The organism is Dyadobacter psychrotolerans (genome assembly GCF_004349265.1).
Taxonomy (GTDB): Bacteria; Bacteroidota; Bacteroidia; order Cytophagales; family Spirosomataceae; genus Dyadobacter; species Dyadobacter psychrotolerans.
Window position 1 is genome coordinate 556,292 of sequence record NZ_SMFL01000001.1, and the last position, 25,130, is coordinate 581,421.

A 25,130-nucleotide genomic window follows, 5' to 3' on the forward strand; every position below is an offset into this window, starting at 1 on the left:
TTAACTGGTTTTTAATAGAAGGCCAGTTTTCAGAAACAGAAAATACTTGTATTATTTCAATATTTAAATAATCATTTAAGCAATATAAGGCATAATTTTGCACTGTTCTTGGATCCTGTTCATATTAAATATTATAATTTGAATGAACTATGGTAACGAAAAATTAAGGATTTTAACACAATTTTTAGTCTTGTTTTGGCAAAAAAACGGTTCACTTCGTAACTAATTTCCCTAAGCTTTACGCAGCGACGACCCTCTGATAACCAATTCGGTCTTTAAAATCCGCTCCTGAGGAAAATTCATTTCTTCTTCTGCATCCAGCATTTGCAGAATCCATTTGGCAGTTGTTTTTCCCATTTCCAAAGTTGGCTGTCTGATTGTGGTCAGACCCGGCCCGATATACGCCGATTCGGGGTTATCACTAAAACCTACCACGCCGAGTTCTTCAGGTACACGAATCCCTTTTTCAGCTGCCATCAGCATAATTTCAATGGCCGCTGAATCATTCACTGCAAAAACGGCATCCGGTCTGTTTTCCAGTTCAAGCAGATATTTACCATAAATCCTGGCCTTTTGCTGGGACAGCATTCCCTGAATGATCAGATCCTCCTCAATACTTTTGCCGTGTTTTTCCAAAGCGGCCCGGTACCCGCGCAAACGTTCCCGGCTCACCAGCAGATTCAGCGGGCCGCCTAGATGCGCAATACGCTCGTAACCGTTGAGAATCAAATGTTCGACGGCCATAAAGGAAGCTTCAAAATCATTCACCACCACTTTCGGTGCAGCTACATCGTCACAAACTCTGTTAAAAAGAATCAATGGAATTCCGCGTTTTTCAAAAACCTGCAAATGTTCAAAACTATTCGTTTCCTGTGTCAGTGAAATCAGCAGGCCGTCAATCCGGTTGGCAAGCATCGCCTTGGTATTCGAGACCTCAACAGCATATGATTCGTTAGACTGCATGATCGTGAGGTTATAACCTTCCGCAGTCAGCACGTCATGCGCACCGATAATCACGTTTGGGAAAAACGGATTATGGAATTCCGGCACGATCATACCAATCGTGTTCGTCTTGCTTTTCACCAGATTATACGCCAGCTGATTTGGCTGATAATCCAGTTTGGCCGCCATGTCAAGCACCGCCTGCCTTGTTTCCGGATTAATATCAACATGTCCATGCAGAGCTCTGGAAACTGTTGAATTAGAAACTCCGATAGACCGGGCAATATCGATAATGGTTGTTTGATGACGCCGGCTCTTTTTGGTTGAGGAGAGCTGTTCCGGTGCAGATAAAGTAAAAAAGTAATTACAGTTTTTGCAAACGTAGCGCTGCTTGTTGCGTACGTAACCAGCCTTCATAATCGAACCAACTTCGGAGCATTTTGGACAAGCAATCATTGTATTATTCTGATATAAAGAAGAGTATTTTAGAAATAATCATTCAAATATAGAAAAATCTTCTTTTATAAAATTTTCATATAAATAATAATCATAACCATATATCGGTAACGTATCCGCAAACGTTACCGATACTTTTTGTTTTATTTTTGGATAAAACTGGCTTTAAACACCATTGACAACTGCAATTGATGAATGTAACTTCATTGAAAATTGGCTTCAAAAGGCAGTTTTAATAGTTTTCTTTTAACAGATAACTATTCCTAAACTCTTAATCATTTTTTTAGTTTCAAGTACTTTTCCAAGATTCATCTAATTCTTAATCTCTTCTTTATGCAAAAAAAAATACTCTGTTTATTTTTATTGGTGTTCGTCATTCAGGGAATCACTGGAGAAATTTTTGCCCAGTCGATAACCATTACCGGAAAGGTAGTCGACGACCGCGGCGAAGGAATTCCAGGTGCAACCATTACAGTTAAAGGAACGCAGCAGGGAACACTCACATCAGTGGACGGTAATTACTCCATTGCTGCCGAATCCAACGCAACTCTTGTTTTCTCATTTGTCGGTTATTTAAAAGAAGAAGTTCTCATTGCGAACCGCACTAAAATAGACGTAACCATTAAGGTAGATTCCAAAGCTTTGGAGGAAGTAGTCGTTGTAGGTTATGGTACACAGAAGAAAATCTCATCTGTTGGAGCTCAGACAACCGTTCGCCCGGAAGAACTTAAATTACCTGTACGAAACCTGACCTCTTCACTTGTTGGGCGTCTTTCCGGTGTAGTAGGTGTGCAGAGAAGCGGTGAACCGGGTAATGATAATGCTGAAATTTTTATCCGTGGTATTGCCACTCTGGACAAAGGTTTAAGCCAGCCGCTGGTTCTCGTTGATGGTGTTGAAAGACAAATGAATGACATTGATCCGGAAGATATCGGCAGTTTCACTGTATTAAAGGATGCTTCAGCAACAGCGGTTTATGGTGTAAGAGGTGCAAACGGGGTAATTATTATCACCACTAAAAAAGGTGTTGCCGGCAAGCCAAAAATTCGCGTGAGATACACCGAAGGGGTTACAACCTTCACGAAAGTACCTGATCTGGCCGATGGTATTACCTATATGAATATGGCTAATGAAGCTTCGGTAACGAGAGGCGGAAATCCCAATTATACACAGGACAGAATCAATAGAACTATGTCGGGAGAAGATCCTTATCTATATCCCAACGTAGATTGGTATGAAACGATCTTCAAAAAATATGCAAGCAACCGAAATGCCAATGTTAATATTTCAGGAGGAACAGAAGTTGCAACATATTATTTATCAGCCGGTTATTACAGCGAATCTGGTCTATTAAAAACAGATGATGCTGCCAAATACAATTCGAGATTAAACCTGGATCGTTACAACTTTACGTCCAACCTGACTTTAAACGCCAGCAAAACGACTAAAATCGAATTGGGTATTCAGGGAAATATGACCAACCGGAATTTGCCTGGGGAAACAGTTAGTACCATTTTTGGTTATGTAATGGCCATTCCTTCTGTTTTTCATCCGGTGAAGTTTGAGGACAGGCTGGCAGGTTCAACGTCAACCGTTATCATTAATCCATACAACAGTTTGACACAACGCGGTTACAGAACACTATGGACAAACAAGCTGTATTCCAATTTACGTTTGACACAAAAACTGGATGCCGTAATACCAGGGCTTTACATTACCGGTATGTTCTCATTTGATGCACTGAACAGCCACACCAACAACCGGACGAAAGAACCGGATCGCTGGCTGGCTACCGGAAGAGACGCTGATGGAAATCTGCAATTTATCCGAACTTACGTAGGAACCCAATATTTGGGATACAGCACAACCAGCTCTGGTAACCGCCAATTCTACAACGAAGCATCTTTAAACTATAGCCATTCATTTGGAAAGCATGATGTAGGAGCACTTGTATTATACAATCAGCGTGACTTTATTGAAACTGGAGGCGATTTGATTTCTTCACTTCCGCAGCGTTCACGTGGTGTTGCTGCCCGTGCCAATTATGCGTATGAAAACAGGTACATGGCGGAAGTCAATTTTGGATACAATGGATCCGAAAACTTTGCAGCAGGAAGCAGATATGGTTTCTTCCCTTCCATCGGTTTGGGCTGGGTTCCGTCAGAAGAGAAATTCTTCTATCCTGCAAAAAATATAATCCAGTTTCTAAAATTCCGGTTTACACATGGTCTGGTTGGTAACAGCACCATTGGCGGACGGCGTTTCGCATACATCGGAACAGTTACAACAACTGCTGACAATATTTATTCATTTGGTCAGGGACAAACAAGCATCGGTTTCAAAGGAACGGATATCGGCGAATATCCCGTGGATGTAACATGGGAAACGGCTACCAAAACCAACCTTGGACTTGAACTTTACACGCTTAACAATAAACTGAATTTCCAGGCTGACTTCTTCCGCGAATATCGGGAAGGGATTTTCCTGCGACGCACTGCCATTCCTGGTTTTATCGGTATCAATCAGGAACCTTATGGAAACGTAGGTGTCGTTTTGAACAAAGGTGTCGATGCATCGATGTCATACAATGCGAAAATCGGACAGGTATCGCTTCAATTTCAGGGTAACTTCACTTATGCCAAAAACAAAATCATCCGTAATGATGAGCCGGCAAAAGCTTATCCATGGATGGCTCGTGTAGGACAAAAAACAACTCAGGTTTTTGGATATGAGGCATTAGGTCTTTTTAAAGATTCAACAGAAATTGTTGAAGCACCAAAACAAGTTGGTGATGTTCGTCCGGGTGACGTCCGTTTCAAAGATCTGAACGGAGATGGTATTATCAATCAATTTGATGTAAAACCAGTTGGTTACGGCCCATACCCTGAAATCGTTTATGGTTTTGGATTAACAGGTTCTTACAAGGGCTTTACACTTGGCGCGTTCTTCCAAGGCGCCGGCAATGTGGATGTGGTAATGAATGACGAGGGATTTGTTCCTTTCCAGGCCGGCTCAGAAAGAGGAAATCTGTTTGATGTTGTAGAAGATCGCTGGACTCCACAAAATCCTAATCCGAATGCCTTTTACCCACGTCTGTCTTTCGGACTTGTAAATGACAATTATGCAACCAGCACATGGTTTATGCGTAGCACGGGTTACCTGCGGATTAAAACGCTTCAAGCCGGGTTTGAGATACCTGACAAATGGATTAAAAAAACTGGCATCAGCAGTTCAAGATTATTCTTCATCGGAACCAACCTGTTGACTTTCAGCAAATTTAACCTTTGGGATGTTGAATTAGGCAGCGGAAGAGGCACCAACTATCCTAATGTAAAAACGTTTAGTGTAGGTATCGACATCAATTTTTAATTACTACGAATATGAAATTTAAGATACATATATATATCCTGGTTACTTTTCTGGTTTGTTTTACATCAGCCTGTAACCCCGACTTTTTTAATCAGGTTCCCAATGACCGTATGACTGTTGATGAAGTATTTCAAAGACGGCTGGAATCGGAACAATATCTTGCCAAGGTATACAGTTTCATCCGCGACGAATCTGACCAAACTTTGGATGTAGGCACGCCATACATGGGATTATCCGATGAAGGTGATATCACATATACCAATCACCCGACTTACCTGATGAATATCGGCAACTGGGATGCAAGTAAGGACTTTTATAACTTCTGGAGACAGTATTATCTTGGAATTCGTACTGCAACTTACTTCATGCAACGAATTGGTGAAAACACAGAAATCCTTGCAGCTGATGGCGGTGAAGCAATCATAAAAAGATACCGCGCCGAAGCGCGTGCATTGCGGGCAGAATTTTACGCCAATATTCTGAAACAATATGGTCCGGCAGTTTTGCTTCCGCCCGATGAAGTTGTGTCTCCCTCAACTCCGCTGACCGAACTGAGCTACCCAAGAAGTTCTTATGATGAATGTGTTGAATTTATCGTTTCTGAGTTTGACAAAGCAGGAGCTGATCTGCCGCTTTGGTACGACAGTCCAAATGAATATGGCAAAATGACCAAGGCAGTTTGTATGGGTTTAAAAGCACGTGTGCTTCTTTATGCTGCCAGTCCGCAGTGGAACGGCAATACCAGATATGCCAATTTCAAAAACAAAGACGGAAAGCAACTGGTAAGCCAGACCTATTCTCCCGAAAAGTGGAAAAGAGCAGCTGATGCAGCCAAAGCTGTGATTGACCTTGGACTTTTCAGCCTTTACAAAGTAAATGATGCTGCCGGTAAACTGGACCCGTTCCGGTCTTATCAATACGCATTACTGGATGTTTGGAACAGTGAAACCATTTTTGCCAGAAAATCCAATGGTCTTGGAAGCAACTGGGAGTGGAGAGCTACGCCAAGATTTGCAGGAGGAACTTCGGGGAATGGAGTACCTCAGCAGCAGGTAGATGCATATCAAATGGCCAATGGTGAAATTCCAATTATCGGATACAATGCAGATGGCACTCCGATCATCAATGCAAAATCGGGATATCAGGAGACCGGTTTCTCCACAGCCAATAATACCTACACTGAAACCGGAACATACAATATGTACCTGAACCGGGAGCCACGTTTTTATGCATCTATTACTTACAGCGGCAGCTACAACCTGAATAAAACGGCTTTTCCCGCAAAAATCGGCATTTATTTTACAGGAAATAACGGTCGTAACGGTGGGAACAACAACTTTACAAGAACGGGTTATCTGGCAAGAAAAAACATACATCCAAGCAGTAACCAGTCAACAAGCCAGAGAATTTCAAGGCCGCTTGTTTTGATGCGTCTTGCCGAAATTTATCTGGGTTACGCAGAAGCTCTGAATGAATATGCTGCCGGCAATGCCGATATTTTAAAATACACCAATCTGATCCGCGAAAGAGCAGGGATTCCTGAACTGGCTGCCGGCCTTAGCAAGGAAGTGATGCGCGAAAGAATTCTGTTGGAAAGAAGAATTGAACTTGCCTTTGAGAGACACCGCTACTTCGATTCGAGACGTTGGTTAACAGCAGAAAAAACCGATGGTGGACCTTTCTGGGGATTGGATATCGACAAAGGAACAAGTTTTACTGACCTTGCCTTTTTCAAAAGAGTTGTTTTTGAGACCCGTGTTTTCACCGACAAAAACTATCTTTTCCCGGTCCCGCAAAGCGAAATTGACAAAGATGTGAACCTGGTGCAAAATCCTGGATGGTAGTTAACGGGCATTTCTGCCTTTGGTAGTCACCGGCAATACAATAAAATTTGTGATGAAAAGCTTTTGTATTCTCTTAATGGCACTTTTATCTGTTACTTATCTTTTTGGTAAGAACATAAAAGATTCGTTGCCTTTCGAAAATAGAGAAGCTAAGTACGATCCAGTTCAAAAAGTTAGGGAATTTAAGATCGTCGAAAACGATACCCTTTCCTATACCCTTAAACTTGCACTTGACGATTCCGGAAGACCGCAATATTTCTTCCGGAACATTTTTACACCGGTTTGCTACACCAATGAGTGTAAACCGGTGTATGTTAATTTTTACTGGGATCTGTTGGGAAACTATATGCGGTATGATCTGCCAAAAGGAAAGATTCTTACCAAAGTGGATCATGATGAATTCAAACAGGAAGACTATGATAAGCTTGCTGAAATTCTTGCAAGACCCAATTCCATTTTTGCCGATCTTAAAATGGAAGACCTCATGACAAAAGGCACAGACAGCCTTACCAACGATGTCGATGCTAAAACGGGCGCTACCTTAAAAACGATCAAAAATGAAGTGATTGACGGAGCGGTTTATACCTGCTTCACACTATGGCACATTGCCTACGCAAAGCTGATTGTTGACAAGATGAAAAATATCACTGAAACCTATCTGAATAGCGAAATGCTTCATGACTTCCTTGGCAGCAACAATTACCACTATCAATACGCTGCCATGGAAAAAGTAATTGATAAAAACGGACAGGTAAAAAAGGATTACGAAAAAGATATTGAAAAGGTGATACAGGGGAAAAACCTGTTTACAGCAAGGACCGCTTTGCAAAAAACTGGTAACGATTTTTTTTCAGGTATTCCAAAACAAAACTGGCTATGGGAGACTTATCAATCCGCTTCTTATCCTATGCAAATTGCCATTTTGAAAAAGCTGGAAAACATATCGCTTACTACTAATATCATAGAAAAACTGGCGGCCAGCACGATAGAATCCAATAGCGAACAGTTTAAATTAAAAATCAAGCTGTTAGAAAAACAAAAACAATTGCCGGAACCAGTGTTGTTGGTTTTGGCAAAAAATCTGGAAAACGATAATGAAGAATATGCCGCGAAAACCTATCAGTTAGTAGAGCATTTTCAGCCAAAGAGTAAAGAGGTAAAGGATAAAATGAATCAGTACAAAGGCAGAAAATGATGAGCCGAAATATTCAACCCTTTTAGGGTTTCCGTCAGATCTATTGACATGAACCCCGGGTAAAACCCGGGGCTATTCAAATTCAGGCCCATTGGGCTTGCTGGTGCTCAGTAAAATTAATCGCTTACGATCCCGAAGGGACTAACCTGAATAACCCCGGATTAAAATCCGGGGATTGCAAAACCAAAAGACGAGACTAACAACCCGGAAAGGGTTGAATAACAACAAGAACAAGACTATTTGATAAAATAAATCCCATGTCCCATGAAGATCAACGTAACAATACTCCTACTACTCCTAACCTTACAGCTGTCTGCGCAAAACCACGTTTTCGTCGAAACAGAATCATTTCAGAATAAAGGTGGATGGGTGATCGACCAGCAATCATTTGTTGTTTTAAACTCCTCCTACATCATGGCTCACGGAATGGGCAGACCGGTTAAGGATGCCTCAACGACTGTGAAATTTCCTAAACCAGGTAAATACCATGTCTGGGTTCGAACCAAGGACTGGGCGCCGTTTCCAAAAGGACCGGGCAAGTTTCAGGTTTCAGTTGATGGGACGCCGATTAAACAAATATTCGGAGAAAGCGGATCGGATGAGTGGAAATGGTATGACGCGGGTGAAACTGATATAAAAAAGAATGAAATAATACTTTCTCTTAAAGATCTTACCGGTTTTAATGGCCGCTGCGATGCGATTCTTTTTACGGATGCACCAAAATTCACTCCACCTAATAAACTCGATGAACTGACCGCTTTTCGCAAAAAACTATTGAACCTGGGTGAAACACCGTCCTCACCGGGACGATTTGACATGGTGGTTGTCGGTGGCGGTATTGCAGGTACCTGTGCGGCAATATCTGCAGCCAGAATGGGAATGAAAGTTGCTCTGATCCAGGACCGGCCGGTTTTGGGGGGAAACAACAGCTCGGAAATACGTGTGCATTTAATGGGGGATGTTGACAAAAACCATTACCCAAAACTGGGTCGTATTGTGAGAGAAATGGACAACGGTGATCCGGGAAACGGAAATCCTGATGCCAAGGAATATGGTGACAAACGAAAGATCGACATTATTAAAGCTGAGCCAAACATTTCTCTTTTCCTGAACACATTTGTCTATAAAGCAGAAACTCAGAATGACATAATTACAGCAGTTGTAGGAAGAGACATTGCTACAAATAAGGAAACACGTTTTGAAGGTTCCTTCTTCTCAGACTGTACCGGAGACGGAACACTCGGATTTTTAGCCGGCGCTGAGTTCCGTATGGGAAGAGAAAGCAAAGCAGAGACCGGCGAATCGCTGGCGGCTGATAAAGCTGACAATTTCACTCTGGGAACCTCCAATCTCTGGGCTTCACTTCCGGTCGATACGGTCACCACTTTCCCTGAAACGCCCTGGGCATTACAGTTTTCAGATGAATATCATATCGATAAAGGAAAGGCTGATTGGGAATGGGAAACCGGCTTTGGGAATTTCAACACCATTACCCAGGCAGAGCAAATCCGTGATCATAACCTGCGCGCCATCTACGGGAACTGGTCTTATTTAAAAAACAATAAAAAGGAAAAATACGCTAAACAAGAACTGGCGTGGGTTGCCTACATCGGCGGAAAAAGAGAATCCAGAAGAATCATCGGAGATCATATCTTGAACCAAATGGATATTCAGGAAGGCAAGTTTTATCCGGATGGTTCCGTAACGGCTACCTGGACGATCGACCTTCATTTTCCGGATGCAAAAAACAGCAAATATTTTGAAGGCCAGGAATTTTTTGCAAGCACCAAACACATCAAAGTGGCACCTTACACCATTCCTTACCGCTGCCTTTATTCCAAAAATATTCAAAACCTGTTTATGGCCGGAAGAAACATCAGCACCACGCATGTGGCTTTTGGAAGCACACGTGTGATGAGAACATGTGGTATGATGGGCGAAGTGGTGGGTTTTGCAGCCTCGCTTGCAACCAAGTATAAAACAACCCCCAGAGGTGTTTACGAGCATCATTTACCTGAACTTACTGCCATTTTGAAAGGTGAAACGCTGGCTCCGCAGCCCTGATTTTTTTGCCACTGATGCACCGCTACGGCGGACCGCTAATACACACGAATATTAGATTAATATATTATTGAATCTGACAATCGCAAATAAACATTCGTGTAAAATTCGTGCATTCGTGGCAAAAAGAACATTAGCCTATATCATTATGTGGTTTTTTTTACTGCATTTTGCAGCAATAGCCCAGAATCAGATTCCGATGATTTCAGTCAGCGGAGAGGCGCAGGGAACGACTTACCATATTAAATATTTTGACAAACAAAACCGAAATTTTAAAACACAGACCGACTCCATTCTTAATGATTTTGATAAGAGTTTGTCGCTGTATCGTGAAGATTCTGAGATTTCCGAATTTAACCGTTCCCATGCAATCAGATTCAGGTCACCCTATTTTTATCCGGTTTTAAAAAAGTCCAAAGAAGCTTTTGAAAAAACAAACGGCGCTTTCGACCCAACCATCATGCCGCTTGTGGAAGCTTACGGATTTGGCCCTAAAAAAACTAAAAACGCACAGTTCCAGAACATAGATTCTTTGCTTAAACTGGTGGGTTTCGGCCAGATAGAATTCGACTCTGTAATGGTGCAGAAAGCCCAGGAGAATGTAAGACTGGATTTTAACGGAATTGCACAAGGTTATTCGGTAGACCTGATCAGCCGTTTTCTGGAGCAACAAAATATTGACCGGTATATGGTGGAGATTGGCGGCGAGATAGTTTGCAGAGGCAAAAAAAATGACGATAAATTCTGGGTTAATGGCATTGAAAATCCGCTTAAACCCGGTACGCTGTATAGTACCGTTCAGCTCTCCGACCGTGCCATGACAACAGCCGGAAATTACCGGAATCATTTTGAAAAAGACGGTCAGGTTTTTAACCATCTGATCAATCCCAAAACCGGTTCGATGGAGCAAACAGCATTGCTGAGCGTAACTGTTTTTGCCAAAGACGCGATCACCGCAGACGCTTATGATACTGCCTTTTTTGTCATGGGTGTGGAGGAAACAAAACGATTTATCAAAAAAGAAAAAGATCTGGATGTATACCTGATTTTTACCGGAACAGATGGAAAACTAAATGACTTTGCTTCGGACGGCATAAAGGATTTTGTTAAAAAAGTAAATTAAGATCTGTCTTGGAAATATATTCTGAACGGAAATTTAGCGAGCCGCAGCGCGGCGAAATGTTTGTAGAGTGACAATAACCGAAGTGATATAAAAGGTGCAGCGCACCGAAATAAAAACACAATAAAATGAGATTTCAACTTTTCATATTTCTCTTTCTCGGCATCACAATTTCCTCTTTTGCCCAAAAGAAAAACCCTTCAAGTCTTACCAACGGAAATATTCGTGTATACTGGCAAAACGAAAAAAACGGCTGGCGCATTAGTGAGGTCATGGTAAAAAAGAATGAGAAATGGATACAGGGTTTGATTCCGTCCGGAGAGTATACTTTGTTATATTCTGAAACAAAACCATCCCCTGAGCCAAAGGAAACTTTTGAAAAAATTACCGGAGGCACTTTCCCCGAAGAGTCTTACCATTACCAAAAATTACAATGGAAAGAAAGCATTACCGAAGTGCCGTTGAATACAGCCGGACAGGTTTTCCAATTTATTCCCTCCGGAATTTTGATCAAAAAAAATGAGCTTGAATTCAAAAAGGAAACGGAGGTAGCAACGATCATCGCAAACTGGAAACTGGACCCTGCGTTTCCAAACGACATTTTGGTTACGATGCGGCTGATCCCAAAGAAGAAAGGATTTTTTTCTTTGGCCACACCGACCCTTGCTACTTTGCCTGTTGAAAAAATGTCCTGGGTTTCAGTCCCCGGTTATTTCCAGGGAAATTTTATACAGAAAAATTTTGCGCTCGCCTATGCTTACGGCCACGGAATTCCGGACCGCCCGGTTGTCTATCGCGAACGTTGCGCTACTACACTGAGTCCGTTGATGAGTTCTAAAAATGGCATGACCCTCTCTGTGATTCCGGAACCGGGTTTGGCCAGAGACCCGTGGGCAAAAGACAAATTCACGCAAATAGACTGGTTTATTGGCCTGTCCCACATGAACAGAAAGGCTCAGCTATCACCAACGCTTTATTACCCTGTTTTGGGAGAAGACAAATCTGAACGTAATGAAGGCGAGGAAATCAGCTATTCTTTCCGGTATAGTCTCACAGCGGATGACTGGTTCAAGGCAGTAAATCATGCTGCCTATGACATTTACAAGTTTAAGGAAACCTTGCCGCTGCGCCAAAGTACGCAATCGCTGACCAGCCGGATTGAAAATATGCATCACTATCTCACTGATCCGAAAACTTCGCTTTGGAATATTGAAGAATATAAAGGCAGGCAGATCGGAGCGCAGTCGTACCTGGGCGGAGTAGTTGGCTCAAATAAAGACGCCATGAAAAATGCAGATTATGGTGCTATGTGGATGCTCGCAAACGCCACAAAAGATCCGGAGCTGAAAGAAAAAGTTTTGCCACCAGCTTTAAATTTTAAACTGGTTCAGCAGGATACAGAAAAGGGATTTTTTAATGGTGCGATCGAAGGCCAATATTATCTTGCCAAAAAGAAAAAGTTTGTTGAAGAATGGGGCGAGGTAGTCGAACCGATTGCTTTGACATACTATGTGATGCTGGATATGGGCAATATGCTTTTGTTTGAACCAAATAATACCGAGTTAAAAGAGCGGCTTCGCTTAGGCGCCGAGCGGCTGCTATCCTGGCAAAAGCCCGACGGAAGTTTCGCAGTTGCCTACGACCGTAAAACGGAAAGCGAACTTTTCAAAGACCTTAAAGATGTACGCCCTTCGTTTTATGGCTTAATGGTTGCCTACCGAATCCTGAAAGATGAAAAATATTTGAAAGCAGCACAAAAAGGTGCTGACTGGATCATTAAAAATTCGGTTGAAAAAGGAAGTTTTCTGGGTGTCTGCGGAGACGCAAGATATGCGCCTGATTTTGCTACAGGTCAGTCTGCACAGGCGTTTTTGGATTTATACGACATGACCAAAAACAAGCGTTATCAGGATGCTGCAATCACCTGTGCGAAGATTTATACAACTTCTATTTACACACATCCCATTGCAAGCCAGGCAATAAAAACGGTCAATGGGAAGCAGAAGCAGGATTGGGAGATCAGCCAGACAGGTTTGAGTTTTGAGCATGGCGGTATTTTTGGATCTGCTACAAGATTAGGGCCCATTCAGCTGGCCAGCCACGCAGGCATGTTTATCAGGATGTATCAGATAACCAAAGAGCCGATTTTTGCTGATATGGCAAGAGCCGCGGCCATCGGGCGAGACGCCTTTGTCGATAGCAAAACCAGCGTTGCTTCTTATTACTGGCAGGCAATGAACAAGGGAGCCGGCCCCTATCCGCATCATGCCTGGTGGCAGGTTGGCTGGATAACCGACTATATTATGGCCGAAGCCGAACTACGGTCAGACGGGAAAGTAGCATTCCCAAGAGGATTTGTAACGCCCAAAGTCGGGCCACATCAGACATACGGTTTTGAACCCGGAAATATTTATGGTAATAAAGCAGAACTGGTTATCCGGGAAGGATTTGTTATGGATAATCCGCCAGTTGTCGATTATGTTTTAGCAGAAAACCCGCAAACTAAGGAGGCTTATCTGGTACTTCTCAACAACAGATCGCAGCCAACGGATGGAAAAATTTCATTGCATCCGGAGAAATGGGCAGCGGGCAAGACAATCAAAACCATAAAAAGGACCAGTTCGGGTCAGGCACTGACGAATGCTGATAAAACAGTATCCTTTCAACTACCCGGATTTGGAATAGAGGTTTACAGTGTCATATTCGAATAACAGCTTTCGCTAACGAACATCAATCTTATAAAATCAAAACAAATCATGTCAGCCTTTCGCAGGAAGGGATTGCTAAGTCTGACAGCTAATTGCCAAAAGCTTAAAGCTAAATATGAACAATACCATTGATACTGTTGTAATCGTTGTTTTTTCAGCCTTTGTACTTGCCATCGGTTTGCTGTTTGCGCGCACAGGACGAAATTTGAAATCCTTTTTTGCCGGAGGTGAAGCCGTTCCCTGGTTCATCGGCGGACTGTCACTTTTCATGAGCTTTTTCTCAGCCGGTACTTTTGTAGCCTGGGGTTCAATAGCCTACAAACACGGCTGGGTGGCTATTACAATTCAATGGACCATGTGTATCGGCGCGCTTGTTACGGGTCTGTTTCTGGCACCATATTGGAAAAGAACCGGAGCACTTACCGCCGCAGAATTTATCCGTGAGCGATTGGGGCTTTCTGTTCAGAAAACCTATATTTTTATTTTTACGCTGGTTTCTGTTTTTATCAAAGGATCGGTGCTTTACCCGGTTGCCAGGCTGGTGAGCGTGTCTCTCGATCTTCCGCTCGTTCCCTGCACAATCGGACTGGGTTTATTCATGATCGCATATACCGCGGTTGGCGGACTGTGGGCTGTCATGGTGACGGACATTTTGCAGTTTGTTGTATTGTGTGCAGCCGTTTTTATCTTATTGCCCCTTTCATTTGATCGTGTTGGCGGATGGGACGGTTTTGTAAAAAATGTTCCGGACGATTTCTTCAATCTTTTAAACGGCGAATACACCATCGGTTTTGTCCTGGCTTTTATCATTTACCACATTTGTTATATTGGCGGAAACTGGACCATGGTTCAGCGCTATACGAGCGTCGACAGCGAAAAATCGGCCAGGAAAGTCGCCTTTCTTTTTGCAGGTTTATACCTGATCAGCCCGGTGATCTGGATGTTCCCGCCGATGATCTACAAGGCGATCAATCCATCTCTCACAGGTTTGGACACAGAGAACGCCTATCTCATGATATGCAAACTGGTACTTCCTCCGGGTCTTCTTGGACTGATGCTGACGGGTATGTACTTTTCAACCTCAGCCAGCGCCAACACGGCTTTGAATGTAGTTTCAGCTGTTTTTACCAATGATATTTATAAAGGAATGGTTAATCCCGGTGCGTCCGACAAACAGCTGATCCGGGTAGCAAGAGGCTCGTCCTGGTTTTTTGGATTGGGGATGATCGGTATTGCTTTGATGGTGCCCGCTGCAGGTGGAATCGTTGAAGTCGTGTTGAGTATCTCGGCTATATCCGGTGGTCCGCTGCTTGCGCCTCCGCTCTGGGCGTTGTTTTCAAAACGACTTACCAGTAAAGTCACGCTTTGGGTTACCGGAATCGGATTGACCGTTAATTTATTCTTTAAAATATTGGCTCCGTTATTTCTTGATTTCAAACTGTCACGTGGAATGGAAAATATTGTGGGAGTCGGTTTGCCGCTGCTATTGCTTTTGGCTTATGAACTTTGGGCAAGATCTAAAGATGCAACTGCACAGGAATTTCTTACTTACCAGGTTACCCGTGAACAAAAAAGGATTCACAACCTAATCGAAGCAACACCGGAGGAAGCACTGGAAATAAGACGTCAGAATCGTTTTGGATTACAGGTCATTGCCGGTGCGCTACTGTTCACAGCACTCATTTTATTTGTGCTGAGCACCTTTACAACTTCCGGAGCAGGTATTACGGCAACCATTGCAGGGGTAATTTTGATTGCTACGCTGATACCATATAGTGCTTCGAGGAAGATAATACTTGACTCAAATATTGAGCAGTCGAAGGAAATCATCAACCCCGATCACAGATAATTTAGGAAAGCTTATGTCACTTAAAATATTAAAATGTCTGTCGTCGGATACTAAATGGTCTGCATTGGAAACAAGAGCACAATCGACAAATTTATTATCATCGGGATCATTATGCATCATCCCCCATTCAAAAAAAGTTGATTGCAGCGTGCAGTTTTCAAGAGAAAGAATCAGTTTAATGACATTGTCAGCAACTGATGAGGATGTTTTCAAACTCAATATTTCATGGTATTCCAGCAAAATATCATTGCTTACAACCAGTTCAAATTTTCCATCTCTTAAACTGTCAAAAATAGGGCGATATTTGGATTTTACCGGAATTGAGATAAGTAAAACGTTAGTATCCAGAACTATTTTCATAGCGCAGGCTTTCCTCGCAGATGTTCCGATTTCCAGGACTCAATCGTTTCGTCGCTCCAATTATTGTCTTCCCAAAGCAAATCCATTTCAGTATCAATTTTTTTGGAAAAGTAGTTGGCAAGAAGCTTCTGAATCTCCTTTAATTCATTTTCTGAAACATTATAGGAATACAATTTCAAAAGTTCCATTTGAAGATTACTCAATCTTGTCGGGATGGTCTGGGCAGTATCCATTTTCAGTATCGTTTTTACAAAAATAACCAAATCTTTACGAATTGTTTTAATCAAAATATGACTTCCAAATTTAGTATTCTGTCGGTATTGATCTTTTTATGTATTTATGGCAATACATCCGCTCAGTACTTTATAAAACAGCCAAACGCGATCCCTTTACATGGTGAGTGGTCATTTGCATTGGATCCTGCCGAAATGGGCGTTCCGGGAAAATGGTTTACGGATAAGGTTTCACAGGCTGGCCGATTTGATAAGGTCACGGTTCCGCATTGCTTTTCTGCTGATCCCCGATATGAATTTTACACCGGTACGGTTTGGTATCGAAAATCTTTCAACTGGAAACAATTGGGTGGCAAACGGATAATCCTGCATTTTGATGCCGTTTATTACAAAACCCACATTTGGCTTAATAACAAAAAAGTTGGTGAGCACGAAGGTGGTTACACACCTTTCAGCTTTGATATTACAGATTTCCTCTCAGATGGAAATAACCTGCTGGCGGTTTCGGTAAACAACAACACCTGGAAACCAGGCACGATACCAGGTGCCAAAGACAACAACGATGTAAATGATGCATTCATGGGCTGGGCAAATTATGGAGGATTAATCCGGCCTGTCTATCTTACGATTGAACCTGAGGTTTATGCAGATAATATAAAAATTGAGGCCATCCCTGATCTGGAAAAAGGTACAGCTGTTTTAAAAACAAAGTTCCGGATTCACAATGCTTCCAGGGATGCGGTTACTCCCAAAACCGGTTATGCCGTTTCTTTTAAAGACAAGCCGCTGGTAATGAAATGGAAAGGAAATTCCTCGCCCATTTCCGCAGGACAGTCCGGAATTCTGGAATCGGAAACTTCGCTTACGGCTGCACAGGTAAAACTTTGGAACCTCGACGATCCGAACCTGTACCAGCTTAAAGCATTTATCGGCACGGATACGCTTACAGCAAATTTTGGAATCAGAAAAGTGGAAGTAAAAAATGCACAGCTTTTGCTTAATGGAAAACCGCTGAAACTCGCCGGCGGTAACCGCGTCGTAGATTATCCGGGACTGGGTTCTCTCGAGCCGGATTGGCTGATAGAAAAGGATTTCCGTATGATGAAAGAAGCGGGAATGGAATTTCAGCGTCTGACCCATTACACGCCCTCCGAATATTTCTACGATCTGGCAGACAAATACGGCATGCTGATTATCACCGAAGCTGGCAACTGGCAGCTCACGCCAAATCAGATGAATAATGATTCGATGCGGACAAAATTCCGTTCACAGTTTAAAGAAATGGCAGAACGCGACTGGAATCATCCAAGTGTGATTGCGTACAGTGTCGGCAACGAATATATGTCATTACACGATGCAGGAAAGCGATGGACAAAGGACATGATCACTTATGCCCGTGAACTTGATCCAACCCGGCTTTACACTTTTGCGAGTATGTTTCTGAACAGTATGCCGAAAAAACCGGAAGACGAAGCCAGCCAATATGTTGATTTTGTAAGTACCAATACCTATGGAAATCACGCTAAGGTTTTAGATCATATTCACGCACTGTATCCTGAAAAACCAATATTGATCAGTGAATGGGGTGCAAGAGCTGACAACAAAGGAGAATTCTGGCGGGAGAAAACGCGCTCTGATATTCACGATTTCAACGAAAGCGAAGTTGCTCAGGCGCAGCATGTGACGGATGTTGTCAATGAAATCCGGAAAAGACCGTATGTAATCGGCGCTTCATGGTGGACTTATAATGACTACCAAAGTCGTTACCACGGCACGAACCCAAATGGCTATCGCCCCTGGGGAATTGTTCGTCCTGACCGCACACCCCGGCCTGCCTACAAAACCTATCAACGCGAAATGTCGCCTGTTGCCCTGGAAAAAGTAAGTTTTAAAACCAGTGATCAGGGCGAGCATCAGCTCACCGTAAAAGTGACCGCCCGTAACGATTTCCCTGCCTATGCTATTCAGGGATATTATATACAGATATCAGGCAAATCCATCAACATCCCAAACCTTATTCCCGGAGAAAGCAAAGAAATCGTGATACCGATCAGGGGCTTTGATAAAAATATCAGCATTTACATTTTTAAACCAACAGGATTCAGAGTTCTTGATGAGACGATCGATTTAAAATAATTCCTGTCTTCTGCCACCATTCCATTCGTGGCATTCCGGATAGCAAGCATTGGTCAAAATCCATTTGAAATTCATAACCCGCTTTATGAACCATAAATTTCTAAACTTACTTCTTGTCATTGTCTGCTGCATTTGTCAAAACAGCTTTGCCCAGTTCCATATCAAGGATCCCGGCGCAATATCGCTGAATGGGGACTGGTTGTTTATACTGGACCCGGCCGAGCTTGGCATTTCGAATCAGTGGTACAAAGAGAACTCTGCCAAACCTTCCCGACAGGATGTAGTAACCGTACCGCACTGTTTTTCAACAGATGCCCGCTATGAATTCTTCACGGGAACAGCATGGTACCGTAAATTCTTTCCCTGGAAACCAACATCGGGTAAACGCGTGATCCTGCATTTTGATGCGGCTTATTACAAAACCGTTGTTTGGTTGAATGGTCAGAAAGTTGGTGAGCATGAAGGTGGCTATACACCTTTCAACTTCGATGTGACTTCTTTGCTGAAAAATGGTGATAACGAACTGGTGGTAGCAGTCAATAATAATACATGGAAAACAAACACCATTCCCGGAGTAAAGGATAATGGAAACGTCAATGATGCCTTTGTAGGTTGGGTTAATTATGGTGGACTGATTCGCCCGGTTTACCTGACGATCAAACCCGAGGTTTATGTTGAAAATATCAGGATTGAAACAACACCGGATCTTATTAAGAACTCTGCCAGCATTACGGCCAGAATAAGGGTAAAAAATGCATCTTCAAATGCAGCTACGCCAAAAGTTGAACTTGCTGTATTTTTAGATAAAAGACCAGTTTCATTACGCTGGAAAACGAAGTCTGTGAGCATTCCTGCGGGCCAGACTGCCTTAATCGAGGCCGAAGCAACCATCGCGGCCACGGATGTGAAGCTTTGGAACCTTGACCAGCCGAACTTGTACAAACTCAAGGCCTTTGTCGGCTCTGACTCGATCGACTCCCGCTTTGGGATACGAAAAATCGAGATCAGGGATGCACAGATCCTGCTCAACGGAAATCCACTGAAAGTCGGGGGAGGCAACCGTGTATTGGATTATCCGGGCCTTGGCTCGATGGAGCCGGACTGGCTTGTAGAAAAAGACTTTCGCCTCATGAAAGAGGCTGGCATGGAGTTCCAGCGGTTAACACATTATACGCCCGGAGAATATTTCTATGACCTGGCCGACCAATACGGAATGCTGATCATCTCCGAAGTCGGAAACTGGCAGCTTACACCAAAGCAAATGGACAATGATTCGATGCGTACCAAATACAAGTCGCAGTTTAGGGAAATGGCTGAGCGCGACTGGAATCATCCGAGTGTAATAGCATACAGTGTTGGTAATGAATACCTTTCCGACCAACCAGGCGGTCAGCGCTGGACGAAAGACATGATTGCTTTCGCCAGAGAAGTCGATCCCACACGCCTCTATACTTTTGCAACAAATCGCCTGAACACCTTGCCCGCTAAACCAGAAGATGAAGCCAGTCAGTATGTGGATTTTGTATCAACCAACACCTACGGCGGACATGCCAGGTCGCTCGATCATATTCATAAACTTTATCCTGATAAACCTGTATTTATCAGCGAGTGGGGTACACGCTCGGACGGAAACGGAGCCGAGGCACAACAGGCTAAACATATCCGGGAAGTCTTGTCCGAGATCCGAAAAAGACCTTATGTCGCCGGTATTTCGTGGTGGACCTATAATGATTACCGCAGTAAATTGTTTGGCACCAACGTAAACGGTTTCCGTCAATGGGGTATCGTGGATCCAAACCGCTCACCCCGTGCTGCCTACAAAGTTCACCAGGAAGAACTATCTCCCATTACGATAGAAAAAGTAGAATATCAATCTGGCGAACAAGGATTGAACACGCTCAAAGTAAAGCTGACGGCCAGGCCCGATTTTCCAGCACGGAAACTTTACGGTTATTATTTAAAAACCGCACAATCCAAAGTTCTGATCCCCGATCTGAACCCCGGCGAAAGCAGGGAGATTACTGTTCCTATCCGGGGATTTGAAGGCCGGGCACACATTTCCATTTACAAGACGACGGGTTTCCTGACCACGGAGACTGAATTTATACTAAAATAAAAAACGGTCTGCTGAGGCCAGTGATATAAATACTTGACAAATGATTAAGGAAGAATCAAAAGAGAAGAGGATGCTAAAGCGCATTGACCAATCGGCTGACCTGGTGATTGTAGGAGGAGGATTAACCGGGACTTGCGCAGCTATAACCGCTGCCAGAGCGGGTATTACAGTAATACTGGTCCAGGACAGGCCGGTACTGGGCGGGAACTGCTCGAGTGAGGTCAGGCTGTGGATTTTAGGTGCAACCTCGCACATGGGTAACAACAATCGATGGGCACGGGAAAGTGGCGTGATCGATGAGATTATGCTGGAAAATATATACCGGAATCCGGATGGGAATCCACTGATTTTTGACACTGTATTACTTGAAAAAATCGTCGAAGAACAAAACGTCACACTGCTTTTAAATACAGCAGTTTACGATCTGGATAAAAATCCGCAAGGACGTGAAAATGAAGATCAGATTACTGCTGTACACGCCTTTTGCAGTCAGAACAGTACACAGTATACTTTAAGCGCACCTTTGTTTTGCGATGCATCTGGTGACGGGATTGTCGGTTTTCTGGCAGGTGCAGCATTCCGGATGGGCGCTGAGTCCGTAGAGGAATTTGGCGAAAGATTTGCTCCGGATAAAGCGTATGGAGAATTGCTTGGGCACTCCATGTATTTTTATTCCAAAGATGTCGGCCGCCCTGTCAAGTTTGTTCCGCCTTCTTTTGCCTTGCAGGATATCAAAGATATTCCCCGGTATAAAACATTTAACCCAAGAGACTTCGGTTGCCGGCTTTGGTGGCTTGAATATGGCGGACGCCTGGACACTGTTCATGACACCGAAAAAATTAAATGGGAATTATGGAAAGTGGTTTATGGCGCCTGGAACTATATTAAAAACTCAGGCGAATTTCCCGAGGCTGAAAACATGACTTTGGAATGGGTGGGAACAATTCCCGGTAAAAGAGAAAGTCGCCGTTTTGAAGGTGATTATATGCTGACCCAGCAAGATATTGTAGAACAAAAGACTTTTAATGATACCGTCGCTTTTGGTGGATGGAGCCTTGACCTGCACCCCGCTGATGGAATTTACAGTGATCAGTCGGGATGTAATCAGTGGCATAGCAAGGGCGTTTATTCCATTCCTTACCGCTGTTATTACAGTAAAAACGTCAGTAATTTGTTCATTGCTGGCCGGATCATCAGCGCAACGCATGTTGCTTTTGCATCTACCCGTGTGATGGCAACCAGTGCTGTTGGTGGCCAGGCAGTGGCCGTTGCAGCTGCTTTGTGTAAAAAATACAATTGTTCTCCCCGGGAATTAGGAGAAAATCATCTCAAAGAATTACAGCTTGAACTATGGCGTTCAGGACAATACCTACCGCAGACTCCAGTTAAAGATGCTGAAAATCTTGTGCAAAACGCAGTGCAGATTACCGCATCATCAACTTTAAATTTAAAAGAACTTCCTGGCTCCGATTTCTGGTCGCCTGTAAAGGATTCCGTAGCGCAAATGCTGCCTGTTGTTCCTGGAAAAGCACCGTCAGTTACGTTCTGGGTTGATGCAGAAGAAGCGATGGAATTTAAAGTCGAACTGAGAAAAAGCAGTAAATCATTCAATCACACACCGGACGTTACCCTTGAGACAAAACACTTCAAGCTGGTCAAAGGCATAAATGAATTACAGGCTGACTGGGAAAGTACTTTTGATGAAGCAGGTTACGCATTTATCTGTTTCATGAAAAATGAAAAGGTAAAACTGCAATACAGCGAAACAAGGATAACAGGACTGGTTTCTGTGTTTAATGCTACGAATCCGGCTGTTTCGAATTACGGCAAACAGGAACCGACCGAAGATATTGGTGTGGATACTTTTGAGTTCTGGTGCCCGCAGCGCCGCCCGGAAGGAAGAAATATTGCAATGAGATTTGACCAGCCAATTTCTGTTTTCGGAACGGATAATCTGACTAATGGTCTGCATCGACCTGTTTCCCAACCAAATGCCTGGGTTGCGGATTTGAATGATAAGAGTCCTTTAATTACGGTCAGCTGGAATGAACCTGCAACAATCTCAAAAGTAGAATTTGTGTTTGACACAGATTACGATCATCCGATGGAAAACGTCATCTATGTGCATCCTGAGACGGTTATGCCGTTTTGTGTGAGTGACATTACCATAACGAACTGCAACGATCAGGTTGTCGGCACAATAACGGACAATCATTTAAGTAAAAGAACCGTCGTTTTTGAAAAACCGGTTACAACCCAGCATTTAAAAATCAGACTTTCAGGAAGTAATCCAAATGTACCGATTTCATTGATGGAGGTGAGGTGCTATTAATGTCAATTAGTAACAAAAAAATCCAAATTGCTTTATTCCAGGGAATGAAGCAATTTGGAAAAATGAAACTTGTAATATCTATTTTTTTAGTAATTCTTCCCGGATCGCGAAAACAAATTGCTCAGAAACATTGGCAAGCGCAGCAATTTTACTCACATCAAAATCAGTATTTTTGAGCAAGTTGACAACAAATTCTGCCTTTCCCTTTTCAAGCCCTGCCTCAAAACCAATCTTTTTACCCTTCTCCATAAACATTTCTGCCGTATTCATAACAGTGTCTTTTAATGGTATTGGTAATCTTTCAACAATTTCCCTGATCTTTCCTTCCTCTAATCCGCTTCTTTCAAACAGATAAACAATCGACCCTCTTTGTAAATTCCAATCTGCATATTCCAGCCATACCAGCAACATTAAAGCAGTTTGCTCCAGCCAATCCTTTTCAAAACTTTGTTTCAGTGCCAGGATAGACGCAGCGAGAAACTTATTATTAAGTGCTTCAACCTGCTGGTCTGGAATGTCACCAAGATTATTGTAAATATAGTCGAAATCAGGCAAAAACTTTTTCCAGTCAGGATCCATTTTTTTAAACAAATCTGCCAAAGTCTGATATTCCCAGCCTTTTCTGCCGTGGTAAAGCAAAACAGGAATAATCATTTCGAGCTCCTGTTTATTAACGATCTGCCTTAGTAAACTAGAAAAAATATAACTACCGATTTGTATAGGTGTGTTTTTATCCGGAAAACTTTTGTGTTCAATCAGAAGACATACTTTCAAACCTCCCTTGCCTTTTTTCTGACAAGTATAAACAATGTCAGACATCGTCTTTTGTAATTCTTTCGAAATGTAAGTTTCTGTACTTTGCTCCAATGTTCAAAATCCAGCTGGTCAGCTACAAAAGACGGCAGGTATGCCATAAAATAATCTCTTGCTATATTTTTATCAGACATAATGGATCTGATAAAATTGTCGTGTGTCGATAGTTTGCTCATGTGATGAAATTAAAATACCGGCAATGTATTATAATCATTTTAAATAATGTAGCACACTCAAAAGCCAACCCCTTCTCCGACAGTTTTCTTTGAAAATTCACAATTTGATTCTACTTTTGTGGCCTGAATAGCAAACAATTGTTTGCTATTTTTGATGGAAACATACTCTATAATAATAGTATACTACATAGACTTTGAAGGAAGCAGCGGACTCTATACCCTCATCAGGCACCAACGATACTGCAAGCTGGGAATCTATCCAGGTTGCATATATTGCCAGTGGCAACCCGGAAGAAGACCGTCGTTTGGCTGCTCTTGCCAGGGAAAAGGGTCAGGTAGTTTTTCTGAAAGACCTTCCTGAAGAATCCGATCTACTATTTCAAAAAACTTCCGGTACCGTAGTAACGCCGGTTGTTACACACAAAGGGCCCAAGGCTCGGCTAACCTGGGAAACCATCCAACAAAAAATCTGGGCGGCAACTTTACGCAAACGGACGCGAACTGAAATTTTCGTAAATATCTTTTCAGCCATTGCGCTGATGATCGTGGGTCATTTGCTTTTTACATTTCTTACTTACGACCGCCTTTCCATTTTATGGAATGAGCTTGAACTCAACGAAAGTTTCTTTTATTATGTGCTTGGCGGTTTTGTTGCGCAAATGATCGATGGTGCACTTGGAATGGCTTATGGGGTTACTTCTGCGACTTTTCTATTAACAATTGGAGTGCCACCCTCAGCAGTGAGCGCCAGTGTGCATACTTCCGAAATTTTCACTAGCGGCGTTTCCGGGTATATGCACCTTAAATTTGGAAATGTAAATAGTAAGTTATTCAAAAAGATTCTCTTCCCGGGTGTGGCTGGCGCAATCCTGGGTGCGTACCTGCTTTCATCTCTGGAAGGATACATTAATATTATTAAGCCTTTGGTGGCTGTTTATACCCTGATCCTGGGAATTCTTATTATTCAAAAAGCGTTGAAGAAACGTATTGAAAAGCGTCCGATCAAAAAAATTGGATGGCTTGCCTTGGCAGGTGGAACACTCGATTCTATTGGCGGTGGCGGATGGGGACCTATTGTAACATCCACGCTGATTGCCAGGGGGCGTCACCCGAAATATACAATCGGGTCAGTTAATTTAGCTGAATTTTTTGTCTCACTGGCCAGTTCGGTTACGTTTATAACCATAATCGGTTTTTCGCACTGGCAGGTGGTTTTAGGTTTAATTTTAGGGGGAATGGTTGCTGCACCGATTGCAGCGAACCTGTCAAGAAGATTACCAATTAAAACGATGATGATCATGGTCGGAACCATTGTGATCATCGTCAGTCTGAGGATTATTTATATGGTTCTTTTTAGCTGAACGCATCAGGCAACTTAAACCAAACGAACAAACAGAAATATCCATTACCAGGCTTGCAG

The 25,130-nt window shown here is 42.9% G+C and carries 14 protein-coding genes and 1 pseudogene; 11 read left to right on the forward strand and 4 right to left on the reverse strand.

Annotated elements, in window-relative coordinates:
- Positions 1–231: 231 nt before the first annotated feature.
- On the reverse strand, positions 232–1,398 hold the full coding sequence (locus E0F88_RS02405) for a LacI family DNA-binding transcriptional regulator (protein ID WP_131956290.1): 1,167 nt from the start codon (positions 1,396–1,398) through the stop codon (positions 232–234).
- 333 nt (positions 1,399–1,731) lie between these two features.
- Here E0F88_RS02405 and E0F88_RS02410 point away from each other — a divergent pair, with 333 nt between their 5' ends.
- The 7 genes from E0F88_RS02410 to E0F88_RS02440 all read left to right on the forward strand — a co-directional run bounded on the left by E0F88_RS02410 (position 1,732) and on the right by E0F88_RS02440 (position 15,544).
- Entirely contained in the window at positions 1,732–4,767 is a 3,036-nt protein-coding gene (locus E0F88_RS02410; RefSeq protein WP_131956292.1) for a SusC/RagA family TonB-linked outer membrane protein, read from the forward strand.
- Positions 4,768–4,778: 11 nt separating this feature from the next.
- A complete protein-coding gene (locus E0F88_RS02415; protein ID WP_131956294.1) occupies positions 4,779–6,611 on the forward strand; it encodes a RagB/SusD family nutrient uptake outer membrane protein in 1,833 nt (610 codons plus the stop codon).
- Positions 6,612–6,663: 52 nt separating this feature from the next.
- Positions 6,664–7,806 (forward strand): hypothetical protein, encoded by a 1,143-nt coding sequence (locus E0F88_RS02420; protein WP_181956067.1) that lies wholly within the window; start codon positions 6,664–6,666, stop codon positions 7,804–7,806.
- Between the two features lie 264 nt (positions 7,807–8,070).
- Positions 8,071–9,870, forward strand: a complete 1,800-nt coding sequence (locus E0F88_RS02425; RefSeq protein WP_131956296.1) for an FAD-dependent oxidoreductase — start codon at positions 8,071–8,073, stop codon at positions 9,868–9,870.
- Between the two features lie 115 nt (positions 9,871–9,985).
- Positions 9,986–10,990 (forward strand): FAD:protein FMN transferase, encoded by a 1,005-nt coding sequence (locus E0F88_RS02430; RefSeq protein WP_229213650.1) that lies wholly within the window; start codon positions 9,986–9,988, stop codon positions 10,988–10,990.
- A gap of 125 nt (positions 10,991–11,115) precedes the next feature.
- Positions 11,116–13,698, forward strand: a complete 2,583-nt coding sequence (locus E0F88_RS02435) for a prenyltransferase/squalene oxidase repeat-containing protein (RefSeq protein ID WP_229213651.1) — start codon at positions 11,116–11,118, stop codon at positions 13,696–13,698.
- A gap of 112 nt (positions 13,699–13,810) precedes the next feature.
- Positions 13,811–15,544, forward strand: a complete 1,734-nt coding sequence (locus tag E0F88_RS02440) for a sodium:solute symporter family protein (RefSeq protein ID WP_131956300.1) — start codon at positions 13,811–13,813, stop codon at positions 15,542–15,544.
- Here E0F88_RS02440 and E0F88_RS02445 read toward each other — a convergent pair.
- Both E0F88_RS02445 and E0F88_RS02450 read right to left on the reverse strand, forming a co-directional pair.
- Positions 15,497–15,904 carry a putative toxin-antitoxin system toxin component, PIN family gene (locus tag E0F88_RS02445; RefSeq protein WP_131956302.1) on the reverse strand — a complete coding sequence of 136 codons (408 nt, stop codon included), beginning with the start codon at positions 15,902–15,904 and terminating at the stop codon, positions 15,497–15,499. The two genes, E0F88_RS02440 and E0F88_RS02445, sit on opposite strands and share 48 nt — an antisense overlap.
- On the reverse strand, positions 15,901–16,137 hold the full coding sequence (locus tag E0F88_RS02450; RefSeq protein WP_131956304.1) for a DUF8507 family protein: 237 nt from the start codon (positions 16,135–16,137) through the stop codon (positions 15,901–15,903). The genes E0F88_RS02445 and E0F88_RS02450 overlap by 4 nt, the downstream gene beginning before the upstream one ends.
- 57 nt (positions 16,138–16,194) lie before the next feature.
- On the opposite strand from E0F88_RS02450, the gene E0F88_RS02455 reads away from it, so the two are divergent.
- The 3 genes from E0F88_RS02455 to E0F88_RS02465 all read left to right on the forward strand — a co-directional run bounded on the left by E0F88_RS02455 (position 16,195) and on the right by E0F88_RS02465 (position 22,721).
- Positions 16,195–18,273 (forward strand): glycoside hydrolase family 2 protein, encoded by a 2,079-nt coding sequence (locus tag E0F88_RS02455; protein WP_131956305.1) that lies wholly within the window; start codon positions 16,195–16,197, stop codon positions 18,271–18,273.
- Positions 18,274–18,358: 85 nt separating this feature from the next.
- Entirely contained in the window at positions 18,359–20,389 is a 2,031-nt protein-coding gene (locus E0F88_RS02460; protein ID WP_131956307.1) for a glycoside hydrolase family 2 protein, read from the forward strand.
- Between the two features lie 40 nt (positions 20,390–20,429).
- Positions 20,430–22,721, forward strand: coding sequence for an FAD-dependent oxidoreductase (locus tag E0F88_RS02465; protein WP_131956309.1), 2,292 nt, complete (start codon positions 20,430–20,432; stop codon positions 22,719–22,721).
- 78 nt (positions 22,722–22,799) lie between these two features.
- Here the strand turns inward: E0F88_RS02465 and E0F88_RS02470 are convergent.
- A pseudogene (locus tag E0F88_RS02470) lies at positions 22,800–23,710 on the reverse strand (Rpn family recombination-promoting nuclease/putative transposase).
- Positions 23,711–23,904: 194 nt separating this feature from the next.
- Here E0F88_RS02470 and E0F88_RS02480 point away from each other — a divergent pair.
- On the forward strand, positions 23,905–25,071 hold the full coding sequence (locus tag E0F88_RS02480) for a sulfite exporter TauE/SafE family protein (RefSeq protein WP_131956315.1): 1,167 nt from the start codon (positions 23,905–23,907) through the stop codon (positions 25,069–25,071).
- The last annotated feature ends 59 nt before the right edge of the window (positions 25,072–25,130 follow it).

Excerpts from the sequence above, each read along its gene's own strand:
- E0F88_RS02405 (WP_131956290.1), bottom strand. The coding sequence starts at position 1,398 with ATGATTGCTTGTCCAAAATGCTCCGAAGTTGGTTCGATTATGAAGGCT.
- E0F88_RS02410 (WP_131956292.1), top strand. The coding sequence starts at position 1,732 with ATGCAAAAAAAAATACTCTGTTTATTTTTATTGGTGTTCGTCATTCAG.
- E0F88_RS02415 (WP_131956294.1), top strand. The coding sequence starts at position 4,779 with ATGAAATTTAAGATACATATATATATCCTGGTTACTTTTCTGGTTTGT.
- E0F88_RS02420 (WP_181956067.1), top strand. The coding sequence starts at position 6,664 with ATGAAAAGCTTTTGTATTCTCTTAATGGCACTTTTATCTGTTACTTAT.
- E0F88_RS02425 (WP_131956296.1), top strand. The coding sequence starts at position 8,071 with ATGAAGATCAACGTAACAATACTCCTACTACTCCTAACCTTACAGCTG.
- E0F88_RS02435 (WP_229213651.1), top strand. The coding sequence starts at position 11,116 with ATGAGATTTCAACTTTTCATATTTCTCTTTCTCGGCATCACAATTTCC.
- E0F88_RS02440 (WP_131956300.1), top strand. The coding sequence starts at position 13,811 with ATGAACAATACCATTGATACTGTTGTAATCGTTGTTTTTTCAGCCTTT.
- E0F88_RS02445 (WP_131956302.1), bottom strand. The coding sequence starts at position 15,904 with ATGAAAATAGTTCTGGATACTAACGTTTTACTTATCTCAATTCCGGTA.
- E0F88_RS02450 (WP_131956304.1), bottom strand. The coding sequence starts at position 16,137 with ATGGATACTGCCCAGACCATCCCGACAAGATTGAGTAATCTTCAAATG.
- E0F88_RS02455 (WP_131956305.1), top strand. The coding sequence starts at position 16,195 with ATGACTTCCAAATTTAGTATTCTGTCGGTATTGATCTTTTTATGTATT.
- E0F88_RS02460 (WP_131956307.1), top strand. The coding sequence starts at position 18,359 with ATGAACCATAAATTTCTAAACTTACTTCTTGTCATTGTCTGCTGCATT.
- E0F88_RS02465 (WP_131956309.1), top strand. The coding sequence starts at position 20,430 with ATGATTAAGGAAGAATCAAAAGAGAAGAGGATGCTAAAGCGCATTGAC.